General features: G+C 72.8%; 19 protein-coding genes and 1 tRNA gene. 13 read left to right on the top strand and 7 right to left on the bottom strand.

Annotated elements, in window-relative coordinates:
• The first annotated feature begins 146 nt into the window (after positions 1-146).
• Positions 147-1,241: a UDP-N-acetylmuramate dehydrogenase gene (locus ACYVI6_RS04185; RefSeq protein WP_460445161.1), complete on the top strand. Its 1,095-nt coding sequence runs from the start codon at positions 147-149 to the stop codon at positions 1,239-1,241.
• Between the two features lie 149 nt (positions 1,242-1,390).
• On the opposite strand, the gene ACYVI6_RS04180 is transcribed toward ACYVI6_RS04185, so the two are convergent.
• Entirely contained in the window at positions 1,391-2,095 is a 705-nt protein-coding gene (locus ACYVI6_RS04180; protein WP_460445160.1) for a sirohydrochlorin chelatase, read from the bottom strand.
• Positions 2,096-2,340: 245 nt separating this feature from the next.
• On the opposite strand from ACYVI6_RS04180, the gene ACYVI6_RS04175 reads away from it, so the two are divergent.
• The 3 genes from ACYVI6_RS04175 to ACYVI6_RS04165 are packed head-to-tail and all read left to right on the top strand — an operon-like array spanning position 2,341 to position 3,759.
• Positions 2,341-2,925: a dienelactone hydrolase family protein gene (locus tag ACYVI6_RS04175; RefSeq protein WP_460445159.1), complete on the top strand. Its 585-nt coding sequence runs from the start codon at positions 2,341-2,343 to the stop codon at positions 2,923-2,925.
• 15 nt (positions 2,926-2,940) lie between these two features.
• A complete protein-coding gene (locus ACYVI6_RS04170) occupies positions 2,941-3,594 on the top strand; it encodes a DUF6338 family protein (RefSeq protein WP_460445158.1) in 654 nt (217 codons plus the stop codon).
• 12 nt (positions 3,595-3,606) lie between these two features.
• Positions 3,607-3,759 (top strand): hypothetical protein, encoded by a 153-nt coding sequence (locus ACYVI6_RS04165; protein WP_284289741.1) that lies wholly within the window; start codon positions 3,607-3,609, stop codon positions 3,757-3,759.
• Positions 3,760-3,777: 18 nt separating this feature from the next.
• Here ACYVI6_RS04165 and ACYVI6_RS04160 read toward each other — a convergent pair whose 3' ends face one another.
• Complete coding sequence (locus ACYVI6_RS04160; protein WP_460445163.1) at positions 3,778-4,746, bottom strand: adenosine deaminase; 969 nt, start codon at positions 4,744-4,746, stop codon at positions 3,778-3,780.
• Between the two features lie 62 nt (positions 4,747-4,808).
• Positions 4,809-6,032 carry a pyridoxal phosphate-dependent aminotransferase gene (locus ACYVI6_RS04155; protein ID WP_460445157.1) on the bottom strand — a complete coding sequence of 408 codons (1,224 nt, stop codon included), beginning with the start codon at positions 6,030-6,032 and terminating at the stop codon, positions 4,809-4,811.
• 133 nt (positions 6,033-6,165) lie between these two features.
• On the opposite strand from ACYVI6_RS04155, the gene ACYVI6_RS04150 reads away from it, so the two are divergent.
• The 5 genes from ACYVI6_RS04150 (at position 6,166) to rplA (ending at position 8,852) form a co-directional block, all read left to right on the top strand.
• Positions 6,166-6,238: transfer RNA gene (locus tag ACYVI6_RS04150), tRNA-Trp, on the top strand.
• Between the two features lie 57 nt (positions 6,239-6,295).
• On the top strand, positions 6,296-6,580 hold the full coding sequence (gene secE, locus ACYVI6_RS04145) for a preprotein translocase subunit SecE (RefSeq protein WP_460445156.1): 285 nt from the start codon (positions 6,296-6,298) through the stop codon (positions 6,578-6,580).
• Between the two features lie 79 nt (positions 6,581-6,659).
• Positions 6,660-7,538 (top strand): transcription termination/antitermination protein NusG, encoded by an 879-nt coding sequence (gene nusG, locus ACYVI6_RS04140; RefSeq protein ID WP_460445155.1) that lies wholly within the window; start codon positions 6,660-6,662, stop codon positions 7,536-7,538.
• 64 nt (positions 7,539-7,602) lie between these two features.
• On the top strand, positions 7,603-8,037 hold the full coding sequence (gene rplK, locus ACYVI6_RS04135; protein WP_460445154.1) for a 50S ribosomal protein L11: 435 nt from the start codon (positions 7,603-7,605) through the stop codon (positions 8,035-8,037).
• Between the two features lie 95 nt (positions 8,038-8,132).
• Positions 8,133-8,852, top strand: a complete 720-nt coding sequence (gene rplA, locus ACYVI6_RS04130; RefSeq protein ID WP_460445153.1) for a 50S ribosomal protein L1 — start codon at positions 8,133-8,135, stop codon at positions 8,850-8,852.
• Between the two features lie 69 nt (positions 8,853-8,921).
• Here rplA and ACYVI6_RS04125 read toward each other — a convergent pair whose 3' ends face one another.
• Together ACYVI6_RS04125 and ACYVI6_RS04120 are read right to left on the bottom strand one after the other, a co-directional pair.
• Positions 8,922-9,149, bottom strand: a complete 228-nt coding sequence (locus ACYVI6_RS04125) for a cold shock domain-containing protein (protein ID WP_284289745.1) — start codon at positions 9,147-9,149, stop codon at positions 8,922-8,924.
• Between the two features lie 9 nt (positions 9,150-9,158).
• Positions 9,159-9,560 (bottom strand): ChaB family protein, encoded by a 402-nt coding sequence (locus tag ACYVI6_RS04120; protein WP_284289746.1) that lies wholly within the window; start codon positions 9,558-9,560, stop codon positions 9,159-9,161.
• 277 nt (positions 9,561-9,837) lie between these two features.
• Between ACYVI6_RS04120 and rplJ the strand changes: the two genes are divergently transcribed.
• Together rplJ and rplL are read left to right on the top strand one after the other, a co-directional pair.
• Positions 9,838-10,368, top strand: coding sequence for a 50S ribosomal protein L10 (gene rplJ / locus ACYVI6_RS04115; protein WP_460445152.1), 531 nt, complete (start codon positions 9,838-9,840; stop codon positions 10,366-10,368).
• A 55-nt stretch (positions 10,369-10,423) separates the two neighbouring features.
• Positions 10,424-10,813: a 50S ribosomal protein L7/L12 gene (rplL, locus tag ACYVI6_RS04110; RefSeq protein WP_460445151.1), complete on the top strand. Its 390-nt coding sequence runs from the start codon at positions 10,424-10,426 to the stop codon at positions 10,811-10,813.
• 90 nt (positions 10,814-10,903) lie between these two features.
• Here rplL and ACYVI6_RS04105 read toward each other — a convergent pair whose 3' ends face one another.
• Positions 10,904-11,353, bottom strand: a complete 450-nt coding sequence (locus ACYVI6_RS04105; RefSeq protein WP_460445150.1) for a MarR family winged helix-turn-helix transcriptional regulator — start codon at positions 11,351-11,353, stop codon at positions 10,904-10,906.
• Positions 11,354-11,416: 63 nt separating this feature from the next.
• Here ACYVI6_RS04105 and ACYVI6_RS04100 point away from each other — a divergent pair, with 63 nt between their 5' ends.
• Complete coding sequence (locus ACYVI6_RS04100; protein WP_284289750.1) at positions 11,417-11,785, top strand: VOC family protein; 369 nt, start codon at positions 11,417-11,419, stop codon at positions 11,783-11,785.
• A gap of 9 nt (positions 11,786-11,794) precedes the next feature.
• Here ACYVI6_RS04100 and ACYVI6_RS04095 read toward each other — a convergent pair whose 3' ends face one another.
• Positions 11,795-12,700, bottom strand: coding sequence for a DUF3152 domain-containing protein (locus ACYVI6_RS04095; protein WP_460445149.1), 906 nt, complete (start codon positions 12,698-12,700; stop codon positions 11,795-11,797).
• 264 nt (positions 12,701-12,964) lie between these two features.
• Between ACYVI6_RS04095 and rpoB the strand changes: the two genes are divergently transcribed.
• Positions 12,965-16,441, top strand: coding sequence for a DNA-directed RNA polymerase subunit beta (gene rpoB / locus ACYVI6_RS04090; protein ID WP_460445148.1), 3,477 nt, complete (start codon positions 12,965-12,967; stop codon positions 16,439-16,441).
• The last annotated feature ends 34 nt before the right edge of the window (positions 16,442-16,475 follow it).

The following is a 16,475-nucleotide window of genomic DNA, read 5'->3' as shown; positions in this document are numbered from 1 at the left end:
CTGCTCGACGCCGCCCGGGCGGCCCGCGCCGTGCTGCCCGACCTGCCCCGGGCCGACGTGCGCCGCGCCGGGGCGAGGCTGCGCGCCACCGATCCCGTCGCGCAGGCCGTGCGGGCCGCGCTGCGCCGTCGCGAGAGCGTCGGCTGATGTCGGTGACGTCGCGTAGCGTCGAGCCCGTGGCACCCGCGACGACCCTGGCCGAGCTGACCACCCTGCGCGTCGGCGGCGCCGTCGACCGGCTGGTCACCGCCACCACCACCGACGAGCTGGTCGACGCCGTGCGCGAGGTCGACGACGCCGACGAGCCGCTGCTGCTGGTGGCCGGCGGCTCGAACCTGCTGGTCGGCGACGACCCGGTGCCGGGCACGGTCGTGCGCGTCGCGACGTCCGGCATCGAGGTCGAGTCCGACGACCGGTGCGGCGGGGCGAACGTGCGCGTCGCGGCGGGGGAGTCGTGGGACGGCCTGGTCGAGCGCGCCGTCGCCGAGGGCTGGGCCGGCATCGAGTCGCTCAGCGGCATCCCCGGCAGCACCGGTGCCACGCCCGTGCAGAACGTCGGCGCCTACGGCCAGGAGGTCTCGACGACCGTCGCCCAGGTGCGGGTCTGGGACCGGATGATGCAGCAGGTGCGCACGTTCGCGAACGCCGACTGCCGCTTCGGCTACCGCAGCTCGCACTTCAAGGGCACCAGCCGGTACGTCGTGCTCGACGTCCTGTTCCAGCTGCGGGTCGCCACGCTCGCCGAGCCGGTGCGGTACGCCGACCTCGCGAAGGGCCTCGGCGTCGAGCTGGGCGCCCGGGTGCCGCTGGCCGCTGCGCGCGAGGCCGTGCTCGAGCAGCGCCGCCGCCGCGGCATGGTGCTCGACGACGCCGACCCCGACACGTGGAGCGCCGGCTCGTTCTTCACCAACCCCGTGCTCGACGACGCCGCCTTCGAGGCGCTCACGCGTCGGGTCGCCGAGCGGCTCGGCGGCGACGTCGCCGCGCCCTCGTACCCCGCGACGCCCGGCCACGTGAAGACCAGCGCCGCCTGGCTCATCGAGCGCGCCGGCTTCGCCCGCGGCCACGGCCTGCCCGGCCCGGCGTCGCTGTCGACCAAGCACACCCTCGCGCTCACCAACCGCGGCTCGGCCCGCGCGGCCGACGTCGTCGCGCTGGCCCGCGAGGTCCGCGACGGCGTGCACGACGCCTTCGGCGTCACCCTCGAGCCCGAGCCCGTGCTCGTCGGCGTCACCCTCTAGCTCTCCCAGCCCCACCCCACCCCGCCCCGCCCCGCTGCGTCGCCGTCCGCGCGCCACGTGAAGTGGGTTGGCGCACCGTTCCAGTGGCGTGCACACCCCTCGGACGGTGCCGCAGCCTCTCGGACGTCGGACGCCGGCCGGGTCGGTGCTCAGCCGCCGAGCGACCGGGCCAGCGCGTCGTAGCGGTCGAGCGCGACGGCGACCAGCCTGGGGTCCGGGTGCGGCCCGGTGAGCAGCGGCGCGGTCACCGCGTCGGCCCCCGCCGCGGCGAGCCGGTCGTGGAAGAACCCGGGAGCCAGCAGGTACGCCGCGACGACGACCCGCCGCCCCGGGTGCTCGCGGCGGGCGGCCGCGACGGCGTCCGGCACCGACGGCTCGACCGCGGAGCCGTACCCGACGAGCACCGGTCCGGAGTGGTGCCCGCGCAGCCCGTCGGCCACCACCTCGACGTCGGTGGAGGCGCCGGGGTCGCTCGACCCGGCTGCGGCCAGCACCACGACGTCGTCGGGCGCGGCCACCGCTGCGACCCGCTCCGCGAGCAGCGCGGTGAGCCGCTCGTCCGGCCCGAGCGCGGGCGCGCGCACCGCGCGGCGGCCCTCGACGGCGCGGGCGACGTCGACGTTCACGTGGTAGCCGGTCGACAGCAGCAGGGGCACGACGACCGCGGCCTCGCCCTCGTCGGTCACCCGCGCGACGACGTCGGCGACGGTCGGCGGGTGCACGTCGACGTACGCCGCGCGCACCGGCAGCGTGAGCCGGGCCCGGCCCAGCGCGGCGACCAGGCCGCCGACGGCCGCGCGCCCCGCGACGCTGCGGGTGCCGTGGGCGCAGGCGACGAGCACGGGGGCGGGCACCGGGCCACTCTCGCAGGCGGGCTCGCGGCCCGGCCCGCACGCCCCGATCCAGCGACCGCGGCGCCGCCGCGGCCCTCGCCCGCCTGGCGTCCGCTGACCCGCTCGGTCCCGCCTGACCGTCGATCACGTGCAGTCGGCCGAGAGCCGCTCCACGAGGGCTGCGCACCTCGCGGAGCGGCCCTCCACCTCGTGGAGCACGTCGTCTCGCCCGCGGTTGTCGGTGCGGCGTGGCAAGGTGCTCCGACATGACGACGATCGTGCTGTTCCACTCCGTCCTCGGGCTGCGCCAGGGCGTGTCCGACGCCGCCGAGCGGCTTCGTGCCGCAGGCCACGAGGTGCACACCCCCGACCTGCTCGACGGCGCCGTCTTCGACGCCTACGAGCCCGCCATGGCGAACTGGCAGCCGCAGGGCGAGGCGATCAACGAGCGCGCGCTGCAGGCGGTGGCCGACCTGCCGGACGGCTTCGTGGTCGCCGGCTTCTCGGCCGGCTCCGGTGTCGCGACCTTCGTGGCCACCCGCCGCGCGGTCTCGGCGCTGCTGCAGCTGTCCGGCGAGAACCCGCTCGAGTGGTTCGGCGAGGGCGCGGCGTTCCCGCCGGGCATGGACTCCCAGATCCACCAGATGTCCGACGACCCGTTCCACGACGGGCCCGAGGTGCTCGCTCAGGCGATCGCCGACGTCGAGGCCGGCGGCGGCACCTGCGAGAGCTTCGAGTACCCCGGGTCGGCGCACCTGTTCACCGACCCCTCGCTGCCCGACGAGTACGACGCCGAGGCCACCGAGCTGCTGTGGTCGCGGGTGCTGCCGTTCGTCGCCGCGCACGGCTGACCCCGGGCGCAGCGGGTGGAGACGACGTTCGAGGCCGTCGCCGCGTTCGTGGTGGCGGTGCTGCCCGGTGCGCTCTACACGTGGTCGGTCGAGCGCGAGGACGGGCCGTGGGCGGTGGGGTTCGCCGACCGGCTCTACCGCTTCGTGGGCGCGTCCGCCGCGTTCGGTGCGGTGTTCGCGTGGCCGCTGTACGCCGCCTACGGCCGGTTCGTGGTGACCGGCGACCTGCGTGCCGGGCGGCCGCTGCCGTGGTGGACCTGGTTCGCGGTGCTGGGCTACGTCGGCGTGCCGGTGGTCACCGGCGCGCTGGTCGGGCTCGGACGTCGGCGCGGCTGGGCGTGGGTGCGGCCGCTGACCGGGCCCGAGAACGTGCCGCGCGGCTGGGACCAGCTGTTCCACACCCACGACCTCGGCGGCGTCGTGCGGCTCACCCTGCTCGACGGCACGGTGCTCGCGGGGGTGTGGTCGCCGTCGAGCGACCTCAACCACCTGCCGGGCAGCCACGCCGCGTCGTACCCGTACGACCAGGACCTGTACTTCGTCGACACGCTCGCCCTCGACGCCGACGGCACGCCCCGCGTCGACGCCGACGGCCGGGCGGTGCAGACGGGCGCCGCGGCCCTGGTCCGGTGGGACCAGGTCGCGTACGCTGAGTTCCTGGAGAGCTGAGGAGGGACCCGCGTGTCGAGCACCGAGCAGGCCAAGACCGAGCGCCCCCGGGCGACCAAGGGCGGCTACCCGGCGGGCCGCAAGCCCAGCCTCGTCATGACCCGCAACTTCCCGCCGCACCCGTCCGCGGTCCGACGCGACGACGAGGGCGACCGGCGCGACTGACCACCAGGTGCGGCCGGCTCAGGCCGGGGTCGCCAGCCAGTCGTCGACGCCCTGCAGCATGGACGTCCGCAGGTCCGACGGCGCCCGCGACCCGGTGATCGACGACCGGGCCAGCCCGGCCAGCGCCTCGTCGTCCAGCCCGTGCACCTCGCGCGCGATCACGTACTGGTCGAGCAGCCGCGAGCCGAACAGCAGCGGGTCGTCGGCACCGAGCGCGACCTGCGCGCCGGCGTTTAGCAGCGCCCGCAGCGGCACCGCCTCCGGCTCCTCGTAGACACCCAGCGCGACGTTCGAGCCGGGGCACACCTCGAGCACGATGCCGCGGTCGACGACCTCGGCCAGCACCGCCGGGTCCTCGGCGCTGCGCACGCCGTGGCCGATGCGGTCGGGGTGCAGGTGCGTCAGCGTGTGCCGCACGTGCTGCGGTCCGAGCAGCTCGCCGCTGTGCGGGGCGCTCAGCAGCCCGGCGCGGTGGGCGATGCGGAACGCCGGCGCGAACTCCTCGGTCACCCCGCGCCGCTCGTCGTTGCTCAGCCCGAAGCCCAGCACGTCGCCGACGCCCGACCCGGCGTACCGCACCGCCAGCCGCGCGAGCGTGCGGGCGTCGAGCGGGTGCCGGATCCGGCTGGCCGCGATCAGCACGCCGACACCGGTGCCGGTGGCCGCCGACGCCGCGCGGGCCGCGTCGAGCACCACCTCGACCGCCGGCGTCAGACCGCCCAGGTGCACCGCGTACGACGTCGGGTCGACCTGGATCTCGAGCCAGCGGCCGCCGTCGCGGGCGTCGGCCTGCGCCGCCTCCAGCACCAGCCGGCGCACGTCGTCCTCGCCGCGCACGCACGACCGCGCGACGTCGTACAGCCGCTGGAAGCGGAACCAGCCCTTCTCGTCGGTGGCCCGCAGCCGCGGCGGCTCGCCGCCGGTCAGGGCGGCGGGCAGCCGCACGCCGTGCCGCCTCGCCAGCTCGACCAGCGTCGCCGACTGCATGGAGCCGGTGAAGTGCAGGTGGAGGTGGGCCTTCGGCAGGGCGGCGAGGTCCCGCCCGGTGCTCACTCCGCGAGCAGCCGCTGGATCCGGCCGACGCCCTCGACGAGGTCGTCGTCGCCCAGTGCGTACGACAGCCGCAGGAACCCGCTCGGCCCGAAGGCCTCGCCCGGCACGACCGCCACCTCGACCTCGTCGAGGATGATGCCGGCCAGCTCGGCGGACGTCGTGGGCACCCGGCCGCGGATCGACCGACCGAGCACGCCCTCGACCGAGGGGTAGGCGTAGAACGCGCCGGTCGGCGTGGGGCACTCGACGCCGTCGATCTCGTTCAGCATCGACACCATGGTGCGGCGGCGGCGGTCGAAGGCCTCGCGCATCGCGTGCACGGCCGACAGGTCGCCGGTGAGCGCGGTGACCGCGGCCCGCTGCGAGACGTTCGCGACGTTCGACGTGGCGTGCGACTGCAGGTTGGTGGCCGCCTTCACGACGTCCTTCGGGCCGATCATCCAGCCCACCCGCCAGCCGGTCATCGCGTACGTCTTGGCCACGCCGTTCAGCACCACGCAGGTGTCGGCGAGCTCGGGCACCTCGACCGGCATCGACACGAACCGCGCGTCGTCGTACACCAGGTGCTCGTAGATCTCGTCGGTGACGACCCAGATGCCGTGCTCGAGGGCCCACTCGCCGACGGCGCGCACCTGCTCGGGCGGGTAGACGGCGCCGGTCGGGTTGGACGGCGAGCAGAAGAGCAGCACCTTGGTGCGCTCGGTGCGGGCGGCCTCGAGCTGGTCGACGGTGACCAGGTACCCCTGGTCGGGGCCGGCGAACACCTCGACCGGCACGCCGCCGGCCAGCCGCACGCACTCCGGGTACGTCGTCCAGTACGGCGCGGGCAGCAGCACCTCGTCGCCGGGGTCGAGCAGCGTCGCGAACGTCTGGTAGACCGCCTGCTTGCCGCCGTTGGTCACCAGCACCTGGTCGGCGCCGACCTGGTAGCCGCTGTCGCGGAGCGTCTTGGCGACGATCGCCTGCTTCAGGTCGGGCAGGCCGCCGGCCGGGGTGTAGCGGTGGTTGGCGGGCTGCCGGGCCGCCTCGACCGCCGCCTCGACGATCGCCTCGGGCGTCGGGAAGTCGGGCTCGCCGGCGCCGAACCCGATGACCGGCCGGCCCTGCGCCTTGAGCGCCTTCGCCTTCGCGTCGACGGCCAGCGTGGCCGACTCCGCGATGCTGCCGATGCGGGTCGAGACCCGGCGGGGGGTGGTGGGGGACGTCGTCTGCGTGCTCACCCGGCCATCCTCCCACCCGGCGGGTGCGCGGTTCGACCCGGACCGTCGTCCTCGCGTACACTCGTGGGTCGGTGGTTGACAACCGCCGTAGTGGCGCGCGCCCGGCATCCGGTCGGGTCTCTCGCGACACCGGAGGGCACTAGCTCAATTGGTAGAGCACCGGTCTCCAAAACCGGCGGTTGGGGGTTCAAGTCCCTCGTGCCCTGCGCAGCACCAGCACCAGGCCCGACGCGTCGGGCGCCAGACCGACAGAGGGACACCCCGTGAGCGAGACCACCGGTGACGTCAACGAGCCGCGGCGCGGCGCGTCGTCGTCCCGAGGCGGCCGCGGGTCGGCCGACCGTCTGGGGTTCTTCGCCCGCATCGCGCTGTTCGTCCGCCAGGTGGTGGCCGAGCTGCGCAAGGTCGTCCGGCCCACCCGCAACGAGCTCGTGACCTACACGACGGTCTGCCTGGTCTTCGTGGTCGTGGTCATGGCCTTCGTCGCCGGCCTCGACGTCGGGCTCGGCAAGATCGTGCTGCTGGTGTTCGGCGGCGGCGACAGCTGACCGCGGCGCCACCGCCCACCGATCGCACCGATCGCACCGACCCCGACACCGACGAGAGCAGGCAGTCACCGTGCCCGACATGACGGACCCGACGCAGGACCCCTTCGCCGTGGGAGGCCCCACCTCCACGCGGGGCTCTGCCGACGACGCCGCCGTCGCCGTCGACGGGGCGAGCACGGAGACCGCCGAGCAGACCGTGCAGGAGGCCGACCTGGCCGCCGCCGAGTCCTACGACGACGGTGCCGACGACGCGGGTGACGAGGTCGCCGAGGACGCCGGGGTCGACACCGCCCCGGTCGCCGCCGTGCCGGCCGCCGACGACGAGACGTCGGGCGACGCGGCCGGCGAGGACGACGAGGACGACGACGTCGACCCGGTCGAGGAGTTCAAGGCGCAGCTGCGCCGCTCGCCCGGCGAGTGGTTCGTCATCCACTCCTACGCCGGCTACGAGAACCGCGTGAAGGCCAACCTCGAGACCCGCATCACGAGCCTGACCATGGAGGACTACATCTTCCAGGTCGAGGTCCCGATGGAGGAGGTCAACGAGGTCAAGAACGGCCAGCGCAAGCTGGTGCGCCGGGTGCGCATGCCCGGGTACGTCCTCGTGCGCATGGACCTCACCGACGAGTCGTGGGGCGCCGTGCGCCACACGCCCGGCGTGACGGGCTTCGTCGGCAACACCCACCAGCCGGTGCCGCTGAGCACCGACGAGGTGTTCTCGATGCTGGCGCCCACGCTCGAGGTCAAGGAGAAGCCGGGCCAGAAGGCCGCCGCGCCGGTGCGCGTCGTCGACTTCGAGGTCGGCGAGTCGGTCACCGTCATGGAGGGCCCCTTCGAGACCCTCCCGGCCACCATCTCCGAGATCAGCCCCGACGCGCAGAAGCTCAAGGTGCTCGTCTCCATCTTCGGCCGCGAGACGCCGGTCGAGCTGTCGTTCAGCCAGGTCGCCAAGATCTGACGCCCATCAGGTCGGCCGCCCACGGCTGAACCCGCACCACCACACCATCCAGTAAGGACCCGGAATGCCCCCGAAGAAGAAGAAGGTCACCGGCCTCATCAAGCTCCAGATCAACGCCGGCGCCGCGACCCCCGCGCCGCCCGTCGGTCCGGCGCTCGGCCAGCACGGCGTGAACATCATGGAGTTCGTCAAGGCGTACAACGCCGCGACCGAGGCCCAGCGCGGCAACGTCATCCCCGTCGAGATCACCGTGTACGAGGACCGCTCGTTCACGTTCATCACGAAGACGCCGCCGGCCGCCGAGCTGATCAAGAAGGCCGCGGGCGTGGCGAAGGGCTCGGGCGAGCCGCACAAGACCAAGGTCGCCAAGCTCACGAACGCGCAGGTCCGCGAGATCGCGCAGAACAAGATGGAGGACCTCAACGCCAACGACGTCGACGCCGCGGCGAAGATCATCGCGGGCACGGCGCGCTCGATGGGCATCACCGTCGAGGGCTGAGCGTTCCCCTCTGCACGACCCGCACGATCAGCACCACGTGGCAGGGCCGAGCGCGGCCCGCGAGACCACACCCCACGAGCTCCAGGGAGAGCACCATGAAGCGCAGCAAGGCCTACCGGGCCGCCGCCGAGCAGATCTCGGCCGACACCCTCTACGCGCCGCTCGCCGCCGTACGGCTGGCGAAGCAGACGTCGCACACGAAGTACGACGCGACCGTCGAGGTCGCCATGCGGCTCGGCGTCGACCCCCGCAAGAGCGACCAGATGGTGCGCGGCACCGTCAACCTGCCGCACGGCACCGGCAAGACCGCCCGGGTCCTGGTCTTCGCCAACGGTGACCGCGCCGAGCAGGCCATCGCGGCCGGCGCCGACTTCGTGGGCAGCGACGACCTGCTCGAGCGCATCCAGGGCGGCTGGACCGACTTCGACGCCGTCGTCGCGACCCCCGACCTCATGGGCAAGGTCGGCCGGCTCGGCAAGGTGCTCGGCCCGCGCGGCCTGATGCCGAACCCGAAGACCGGCACGGTCACGATGGACGTCGCCAAGGCGGTCAGCGAGATCAAGGGCGGCAAGATCGAGTTCCGCACCGACAAGCACGCCAACCTGCACTTCATCATCGGCAAGGCGTCCTTCGACGAGCAGCAGCTGGTCGAGAACTACGCCGCCGCCCTCGAGGAGGTGCTGCGGCTCAAGCCGTCGGCCGCCAAGGGCCGCTACATCAAGAAGACCACCGTCGCCACGACGATGGGCCCCGGCATCCCGGTCGACCCGAACCGCACCCGCAACGTGACGGTCGAGGACGACGCGCAGGTCTGAGTCACCCCGCACGCCCGGACGGCGGCGACCCCACCTCGGGGTCGCCGCCGTCCTGCGTGCAGCAGCGGCTCAGTCGAGCGGGTGGACCCACTCCGCCTGCCAGGTGCAGCCCTCGATCTGCATCGGGATCGCGGTGAAGGCGACATGCTGCCCGGGCCTCAGCCGGTGGTACCCGTCCATCTGGATGTGGCTGAAGTGGGCAAAGCACCCACCTGGCGTGCCTTCGGAATCGACGACTCCCCAGCCGTCGTCGTCCGACCACGACCGCACGACGCCGGTGCCCCTGGTCGTCGCCATCCAGCGAGGCTAGCGGCGGGCCTTCGCAGTGGCTCGGTCGTTGGCCTTCTGGATGCCCTCGACGAGCTCGTCCTTCGTCATGCGGGAGCGGCCGCTGACGCCGAGGCGCTTGGCGACCTCGAGCAGGTGGGCCTTGGTGGCGTTGGCGTCGACGCCGCCGGCGGTGGGGTGAGGGTCGTCGCGGCCGCCCTCGGCATGGGCGTCGGAGGGGCCCTTGTGCGCCTTCGGCTCCCAGTGGTCGCCGACCTTCTCGTGGGTGTGCTTCAGCGACGACAGGGCGGTGCGGTGCGCCCGCTCGCCGTCGCCGTACTCCGCGATCGCCGAGTCGAGCGTGGCGCCGTAGGTCTCCTGGGCCTTCCGGTCGGAGCGCTGGATCGTGCTGGGCATGTCCTCGACGCGGGTCCTCGGCATGCGGCACATGGTCCGCCGGTCGCCGCCCGGCCGCACGTCGTCGTGACGCGGATTTCGGCCCGGGCCGGGGGCTGTGCGACACTGGTCGAAGCCAAAGACCGCTGGTCGACGACGTGCTCGCACGCCGTCCGAAGGTCGCACCGAGGTGCGGCGTCCCGCGCAGGTGATCGAGCGAGACCCGGGCCCTGCCCGGTTCCACGCCCCGACGCCAGCGCGCCGGGGCGTTCGTGCGTCCGGGGCCCCTTCACGCCAGCACGATCGTGTGGAAGGAGGCCCAGTGGCACGACCCGACAAGCAGGCGGCCGTCGCCGAGCTCACGGAGAAGTTCCAGAGCTCGAACGCGGCGGTCCTGACGGAGTACCGCGGGCTCACCGTCGCCCAGCTCACGCAGCTGCGCGCGAAGATCAGTGAGCACGCGACGTACGCCGTCGTGAAGAACACCCTGACCGGCATCGCGGCGAAGAACGCCGGTGTCACGGCGTTCGACGGGCAGCTCAACGGCCCCTCGGCGATCGCCTTCGTGACCGGTGACGCGGTCGAGACCGCCAAGGCCATCCGCGACTTCGCCAAGGACTTCCCGGCGCTGGTCGTGCGTGGCGGTGTGCTCGACGGCAACACCCTCACCGCGGACGACGTCCGCAAGCTCGCCGACCTGGAGCCGCGCGAGGTCCTCCTCGCCAAGCTGGCCGGCGCGATGAAGGCGTCGATGAGCGGCGCCGCGGCGCTGTTCGCGGCACCGCTGGCGCAGACCGCACGCGTCGTCGACGCGCTGCGCCAGAAGCAGGAGCAGCAGGAGCAGCAGGGCTGACCGCCCGACCCATCACACCGGGCGAGCCCGCCCACCGACCGGAAGGAACGCCGACATGGCGAAGCTGAGCACCGACGAGCTCCTTGACTCATTCAAGGAGATGACCCTGATCGAGCTCTCCGAGTTCGTGAAGAAGTTCGAGGAGACCTTCGAGGTCACCGCGGCAGCCCCCGTGGCCGTCGCCGCCGCTGGCGGCGCCGCTGGTGGCGCCGCCGCCGAGGCCGTCGAGGAGCAGGACGAGTTCGACGTCGTCCTCGAGGCGGCCGGCGACAAGAAGATCCAGGTCATCAAGGAGGTGCGCGCCCTCACCAGCCTCGGCCTGAAGGAGGCCAAGGACCTGGTCGACGGCGCCCCGAAGACCGTCCTGGAGAAGGTCGACAAGGCCGCGGCCGACAAGGCCAAGGAGCAGCTCGAGGGCGCCGGCGCCAAGGTCACCGTCAAGTGACCCGAGCCTGACCCAGCTCCCCAGCACGACCAGAGGGGCCGTCCCGCAGCGCGGGGCGGCCCTTCGTCGTCCCCGCCGGCCCCGCCGGCCCTAGGTGTCGGCGCGCAGCGCCCGGACCATGTGCTGCAGCGCGCCGAACGCCTGGGCGCGCTCGGTCTCGGTCAGCCCGTCCAGCATCCGCAGCTCGACCGCCCGCACCGCCGTGCTGGCCCGCTCGAGGGACCGCCGGCCCCTCGGGGTCACCCGGGCGGGCAGCGCCTTGCCGACCGCGGCCTCGGCGGGCCGCGTGACGAGCCCGTCGCGCTCCATCGCCTGCAGCAGCACGTTCATGGACTGCCGCGTGACGAACGCCCCGCGGGCCAGCTCCGAGCTCGACAGCCCGGGTCGCTGGGCGAGCAGCTCCAGGCAGGAGTACTGCGTGATGCTCAGCCCGAGCGGTTGCAGCGCCTGCTCCATCGCCGCGCGCAGCGCGCTCGACGCCTCCTTCAGCAGGTACCCCAGCGACGTCCCGAGGTCGATGCCCGTCGCGTCTTGCGCCATGTCAGGAGTCTGACATACGGTGGTCTTTGTCAGAGAGACTGACACGACCCCGAGGAGCACGCCGTGCCGGTGACCGGACCCGACTTCATCTCCCTCCAGGCGCGCGACCTCGCCGCCTCGCAGGCCTTCTACGAGCACTACCTCGGCCTGGTGCGCTCGCCGACCGGCCCGCCGCACGCCGTCGTCTTCGACACCACGCCGATCGCGTTCGCGCTCCGCGACGTGGTGGCGGGCACCGACCTGGGCGCCGCCCCGCAGCCCGGGGTGGGGGTGGCGGTCTGGTTGCACGCCACCGACGTGCAGCAGATCCACGACGCCCTGGACGCCGACGGCCGGCGCATCGTGTCGGCACCCGTCGACGGCCCGTTCGGGCGCACCTTCACGTTCGCCGACCCCGACGGCTACCACGTGACGCTGCACGACCGGGCCTGAGCGGCGCGGTCAGGCCACCGACCGCAGCTCGCGGTCCAGCGGCCAGGGGTTGGGGCGGCACCCCTGCAGGCTCTTCGACTGCTGCTGCATCACCGGCGCCCGGGCACCCGCGCGCGGGCAGGTGGCGTGGTGCAGCCCGAGCCAGTGCCCGGTCTCGTGCAGCAGCACCATCCGGCGGTAGTCGGCGAGCGACCCGGTGAAGGGCGTCGAACCGCCGCGCCAGCGGGACTGGTTCACCACGACGTACCGCCCCACCCGGCAGCTGTACCGCACCGAGCACGACGCGGAGAACGACGGCATCGTGCGGGCCTGCGCCAGCACCAGGGTGAGGTCGCCGCCGTCGGCGACCCGGCGGAAGCGGTGGTGCGCCGCCCGCCAGCCCCGCTGGTCCGCGTAGATGGCGGCCGCCGTCGTCGTGAACCGCTCGACGGGGTACGTGACGTGCCCACGGGTGCGCACCGCGTAGGTGTGCAGCGTGTAGACGTCGACCGGCGCGACCCGCGCGGTGGTGGCCCGCACGCCGGGTCGGGCGGCGACCACGACGCGGTAGCGGGCGGTGCCTCGGGTGGCCGGCAGGCGCACCCGGACGTCGAGGGCACCGTCGCGCACGGCGACGTCGCGCACCGCGCGCCAGTTCCCGGCCCTGCGCCGCTCGAGCCGCACCACGCCGTGCGGCGGGGCGGGGGAGACGGTGCCCCGCAGCCGCCAGCTGCTGCCGGTGCGGCCGGCTCGGGCCGCGCTCAGCGTCACCTGGTAGGTCGCCGCGCGGGCCACGGCCGCGGCCTCGCGCCGTGCCGGGGCTGCCGGTGCGCCGGCCGCCGCGCTCGTCGGCGTCGTCGCCACGACTAGGCCCGTGAGCAGCGCGAGCAGGCAGGCGAGCGGCGTCTGGAGCCTCGGGGGAGTGCCGTGCGTCATCGTCCGATCGTCCTGCCGGGACGACGCGCCGTCCACGGGTTCGCGGGATGCGCTTGACGCGGGGAGCACCTCGCGCCATCCTCGTGGCGGTCCTCCAGGCAGCGCAGCCCGAGCAGGTTTCTTTTTGCGCGCCCGTTGAGGTATGCTCACACTTTGCGCTGCCTTCTCCCCACCCGTCATCCGGAACGGCTCTCCAGTCAGCCCGGGGGCCGGGGCGATCGGCGTGCGCAGTGAACGCACCTCAGGTCAGTGGAAGGACCCTCCTTGGCTGCCTCGCGCACCGCCCCCGCGACGTCCTCAGCTCGTACGGCCTCCGGCCGTGTCTCGTTCGGCAAGATCCACGAACCACTGGAGGTCCCCGACCTCCTGGCCCTGCAGACCGAGTCCTTCGACTGGCTGCTCGGCAACGACCGCTGGCTGGGCCGCGTGGCCGCCGGCGCCGGTGACAGCAACATCCACGAGAAGTCCGGCCTCGAGGAGATCTTCGAGGAGATCTCGCCCATCGAGGACTTCTCCGGGTCGATGTCGCTCAGCTTCCGCGACCACCGCTTCGAGCCGCCCAAGTACTCGATCGACGAGTGCAAGGAGCGGGACATGACCTACGCCGCCCCGCTCTTCGTCACCGCCGAGTTCATGAACACCAACACCGGCGAGATCAAGAGCCAGACGGTGTTCATGGGCGACTTCCCGCTCATGACCGAGCGCGGCACCTTCGTCGTGAACGGCACCGAGCGCGTCGTCGTGTCGCAGCTCGTCCGCTCGCCGGGCGTCTACTTCGAGCGCCAGCTCGACAAGACCTCCGACAAGGACGTCTTCACCGCCAAGGTCATCCCGAGCCGCGGCGCGTGGCTCGAGTTCGAGATCGACAAGCGCGACATGGTCGGCGTCCGCATCGACCGCAAGCGCAAGCAGTCGGTCACGGTGCTGCTGAAGGCGCTGGGCTGGACCGAGGCGCAGATCCTCGAGGAGTTCGGCGAGTACGAGTCGATGCGCCAGACCCTGGAGAAGGACCACACGTCCGGCCAGGACGACGCGCTGCTCGACATCTACCGCAAGCTGCGGCCGGGCGAGCCCCCGACCCGCGAGGCGGCGCAGGCGCTGCTCGACAACCTGTACTTCAACCCGAAGCGCTACGACCTGGCGCGCGTCGGCCGGTACAAGATCAACAAGAAGCTCGGCACGAACATGCCGACGAACGCCAGCACGCTGGCCGTCGACGACGTCGTCGCCGCGATCCGCTTCCTGGTGAGCCTGCACGCCGGCGTCGCCACCATGCCCGGCGTGAAGCAGGACCAGCCGGTCGACCTCCGGGTCGAGGTCGACGACATCGACCACTTCGGCAACCGTCGCCTGCGCACGGTCGGCGAGCTCATCCAGAACCAGGTCCGCACCGGCCTGTCCCGCATGGAGCGCGTCGTCCGCGAGCGCATGACCACGCAGGACGTCGAGGCCATCACGCCGCAGACCCTGATCAACATCCGGCCGGTCGTCGCCTCCATCAAGGAGTTCTTCGGCACCAGCCAGCTGTCGCAGTTCATGGACCAGACCAACCCGATCGCCGGCCTGACGCACAAGCGTCGCCTCTCGGCGCTCGGCCCGGGTGGTCTGTCCCGTGACCGCGCCGGCTTCGAGGTGCGCGACGTGCACCCCTCGCACTACGGCCGCATGTGCCCGATCGAGACCCCCGAGGGCCCGAACATCGGCCTCATCGGCTCGCTCGCCACGTACGCGCGCATCAACGCGTTCGGCTTCGTCGAGACGCCGTACCGCAAGGTCGTCGACGGTCGGGTCACCGACGACGTCGACTACCTGACGGCGGACGAGGAGGACGAGCAGGTCATCGCCCAGGCGAACGCCCCGCTCACCGACGACGGCACGTACGTCGAGGACATGGTCACCGTCCGCACCAAGGGCGGCGAGGTCGAGCTGGTCGCGCCGTCCGAGGTCACGTACATGGACGTCGCGGCCCGGCAGATGGTGTCGGCCGCCACGGCGATGATCCCGTTCCTCGAGCACGACGACGTGAACCGCGCGCTCATGGGCTCGAACATGCAGCGTCAGGCGGTGCCGCTGGTCAAGGCCGAGGCGCCGCTGGTCGGCACCGGCATGGAGCACCGCGCCGCGCTCGACAGCGGCGACGTCGTCCGGGCCGAGAAGCCGGGCGTCGTGCAGGAGGTCTCGGCCGACACGGTCACCGTGGCGAACGACGACGGCACCAGCTCCACCTACCGGGTGGCGAAGTTCCGTCGCTCCAACCAGGGCACCTCGTACAACCAGCGCTCGGCGGTCGAGGAGGGCGCGCGGGTCGAGGCCGGCAGCCTGATCGCCGACGGCCCGTCCACCGACGGCGGCGAGATGGCCCTCGGGCGCAACCTGCTCGTGGCCTTCATGCCGTGGGAGGGGCACAACTACGAGGACGCGATCATCCTCAGCCAGCGCGTGGTGCAGGACGACCTGCTCTCCTCGATCCACATCGAGGAGCACGAGGTCGACGCCCGCGACACCAAGCTGGGCCCCGAGGAGATCACCCGCGACATCCCGAACGTCTCCGAGGAGGTCCTCGCGGACCTCGACGAGCGCGGCATCATCCGCATCGGGGCCGAGGTCCGCGACGGCGACCTCCTCGTCGGCAAGGTCACGCCCAAGGGCGAGACCGAGCTGACGCCGGAGGAGCGGCTGCTGCGCGCGATCTTCGGCGAGAAGGCGCGCGAGGTGCGCGACACCTCCCTCAAGGTGCCCCACGGCGAGACCGGCACGGTCATCGGCGTGAAGGTGTTCGACCGCGAGGAGGGCGACGAGCTGCCCCCGGGCGTCAACCAGCTGGTGCGCGTCTACGTCGCGAACAAGCGCAAGATCACCGACGGCGACAAGCTCGCCGGCCGGCACGGCAACAAGGGCGTCATCTCCAAGATCCTGCCGGTCGAGGACATGCCGTTCCTGGCCGACGGCACCGCGGTCGACGTCGTCCTGAACCCGCTCGGCGTGCCGAGCCGGATGAACGTCGGGCAGGTGCTGGAGACGCACCTCGGCTGGGTCGCCTCGCGCGGCTGGAAGGTCGAGGGCTCGCCGGAGTGGTCGAAGCAGATGAAGGCCGACGCGCTCGAGGCGCCCCCGGGCACCCGGGTCGCGTCGCCGGTGTTCGACGGCGCGCACGAGGACGAGATCATCGGGCTGCTCGACAGCACCCTGAAGACCCGCGACGGCGACCGCCTGGTCGACGGCACGGGCAAGGGCCAGCTGTTCGACGGCCGCACCGGCGACCCGTTCCCCGAGCCGGTCTCGGTCGGCTACATGTACATCCTGAAGCTGCACCACCTGGTCGACGACAAGATCCACGCCCGCTCGACCGGCCCGTACTCGATGATCACGCAGCAGCCCCTGGGTGGTAAGGCCCAGTTCGGCGGCCAGCGGTTCGGCGAGATGGAGGTGTGGGCGCTGGAGGCCTACGGCGCGGCCTACGCGCTGCAGGAGCTGCTCACGATCAAGTCCGACGACGTCACCGGCCGCGTGAAGGTCTACGAGGCCATCGTCAAGGGCGAGAACATCCCCGAGCCGGGCATCCCCGAGTCCTTCAAGGTGCTCATCAAGGAGATGCAGTCGCTGTGCCTGAACGTCGAGGTGCTGAGCAGCGACGGCACGATGATCGAGCTGCGTGACAGCGACGAGGACGTCTTCCGCGCTGCGGAGGAGCTGGGCATCGACCTGTCGCGGCGCGAGCCCAGCAGCGTCGAAGAGGTCTGACGCCACCGCCGGCGGGCCGCAGGTGCGGCCCGCC

Source organism: Angustibacter aerolatus (assembly GCF_054776675.1).
This window is presented reverse-complemented; position numbering and strand designations above follow the sequence as displayed.

Excerpts from the sequence above, each read along its gene's own strand:
- ACYVI6_RS04185 (WP_460445161.1), top strand. The coding sequence starts at position 147 with ATGTCGGTGACGTCGCGTAGCGTCGAGCCCGTGGCACCCGCGACGACC.
- ACYVI6_RS04175 (WP_460445159.1), top strand. The coding sequence starts at position 2,341 with ATGACGACGATCGTGCTGTTCCACTCCGTCCTCGGGCTGCGCCAGGGC.
- ACYVI6_RS04160 (WP_460445163.1), bottom strand. The coding sequence starts at position 4,746 with ATGCAGTCGGCGACGCTGGTCGAGCTGGCGAGGCGGCACGGCGTGCGG.
- nusG (WP_460445155.1), top strand. The coding sequence starts at position 6,660 with ATGACGGACCCGACGCAGGACCCCTTCGCCGTGGGAGGCCCCACCTCC.
- rplK (WP_460445154.1), top strand. The coding sequence starts at position 7,603 with ATGCCCCCGAAGAAGAAGAAGGTCACCGGCCTCATCAAGCTCCAGATC.
- rplA (WP_460445153.1), top strand. The coding sequence starts at position 8,133 with ATGAAGCGCAGCAAGGCCTACCGGGCCGCCGCCGAGCAGATCTCGGCC.
- ACYVI6_RS04125 (WP_284289745.1), bottom strand. The coding sequence starts at position 9,149 with ATGGCGACGACCAGGGGCACCGGCGTCGTGCGGTCGTGGTCGGACGAC.
- ACYVI6_RS04120 (WP_284289746.1), bottom strand. The coding sequence starts at position 9,560 with ATGCCGAGGACCCGCGTCGAGGACATGCCCAGCACGATCCAGCGCTCC.
- rplL (WP_460445151.1), top strand. The coding sequence starts at position 10,424 with ATGGCGAAGCTGAGCACCGACGAGCTCCTTGACTCATTCAAGGAGATG.
- ACYVI6_RS04105 (WP_460445150.1), bottom strand. The coding sequence starts at position 11,353 with ATGGCGCAAGACGCGACGGGCATCGACCTCGGGACGTCGCTGGGGTAC.
- ACYVI6_RS04095 (WP_460445149.1), bottom strand. The coding sequence starts at position 12,700 with ATGACGCACGGCACTCCCCCGAGGCTCCAGACGCCGCTCGCCTGCCTG.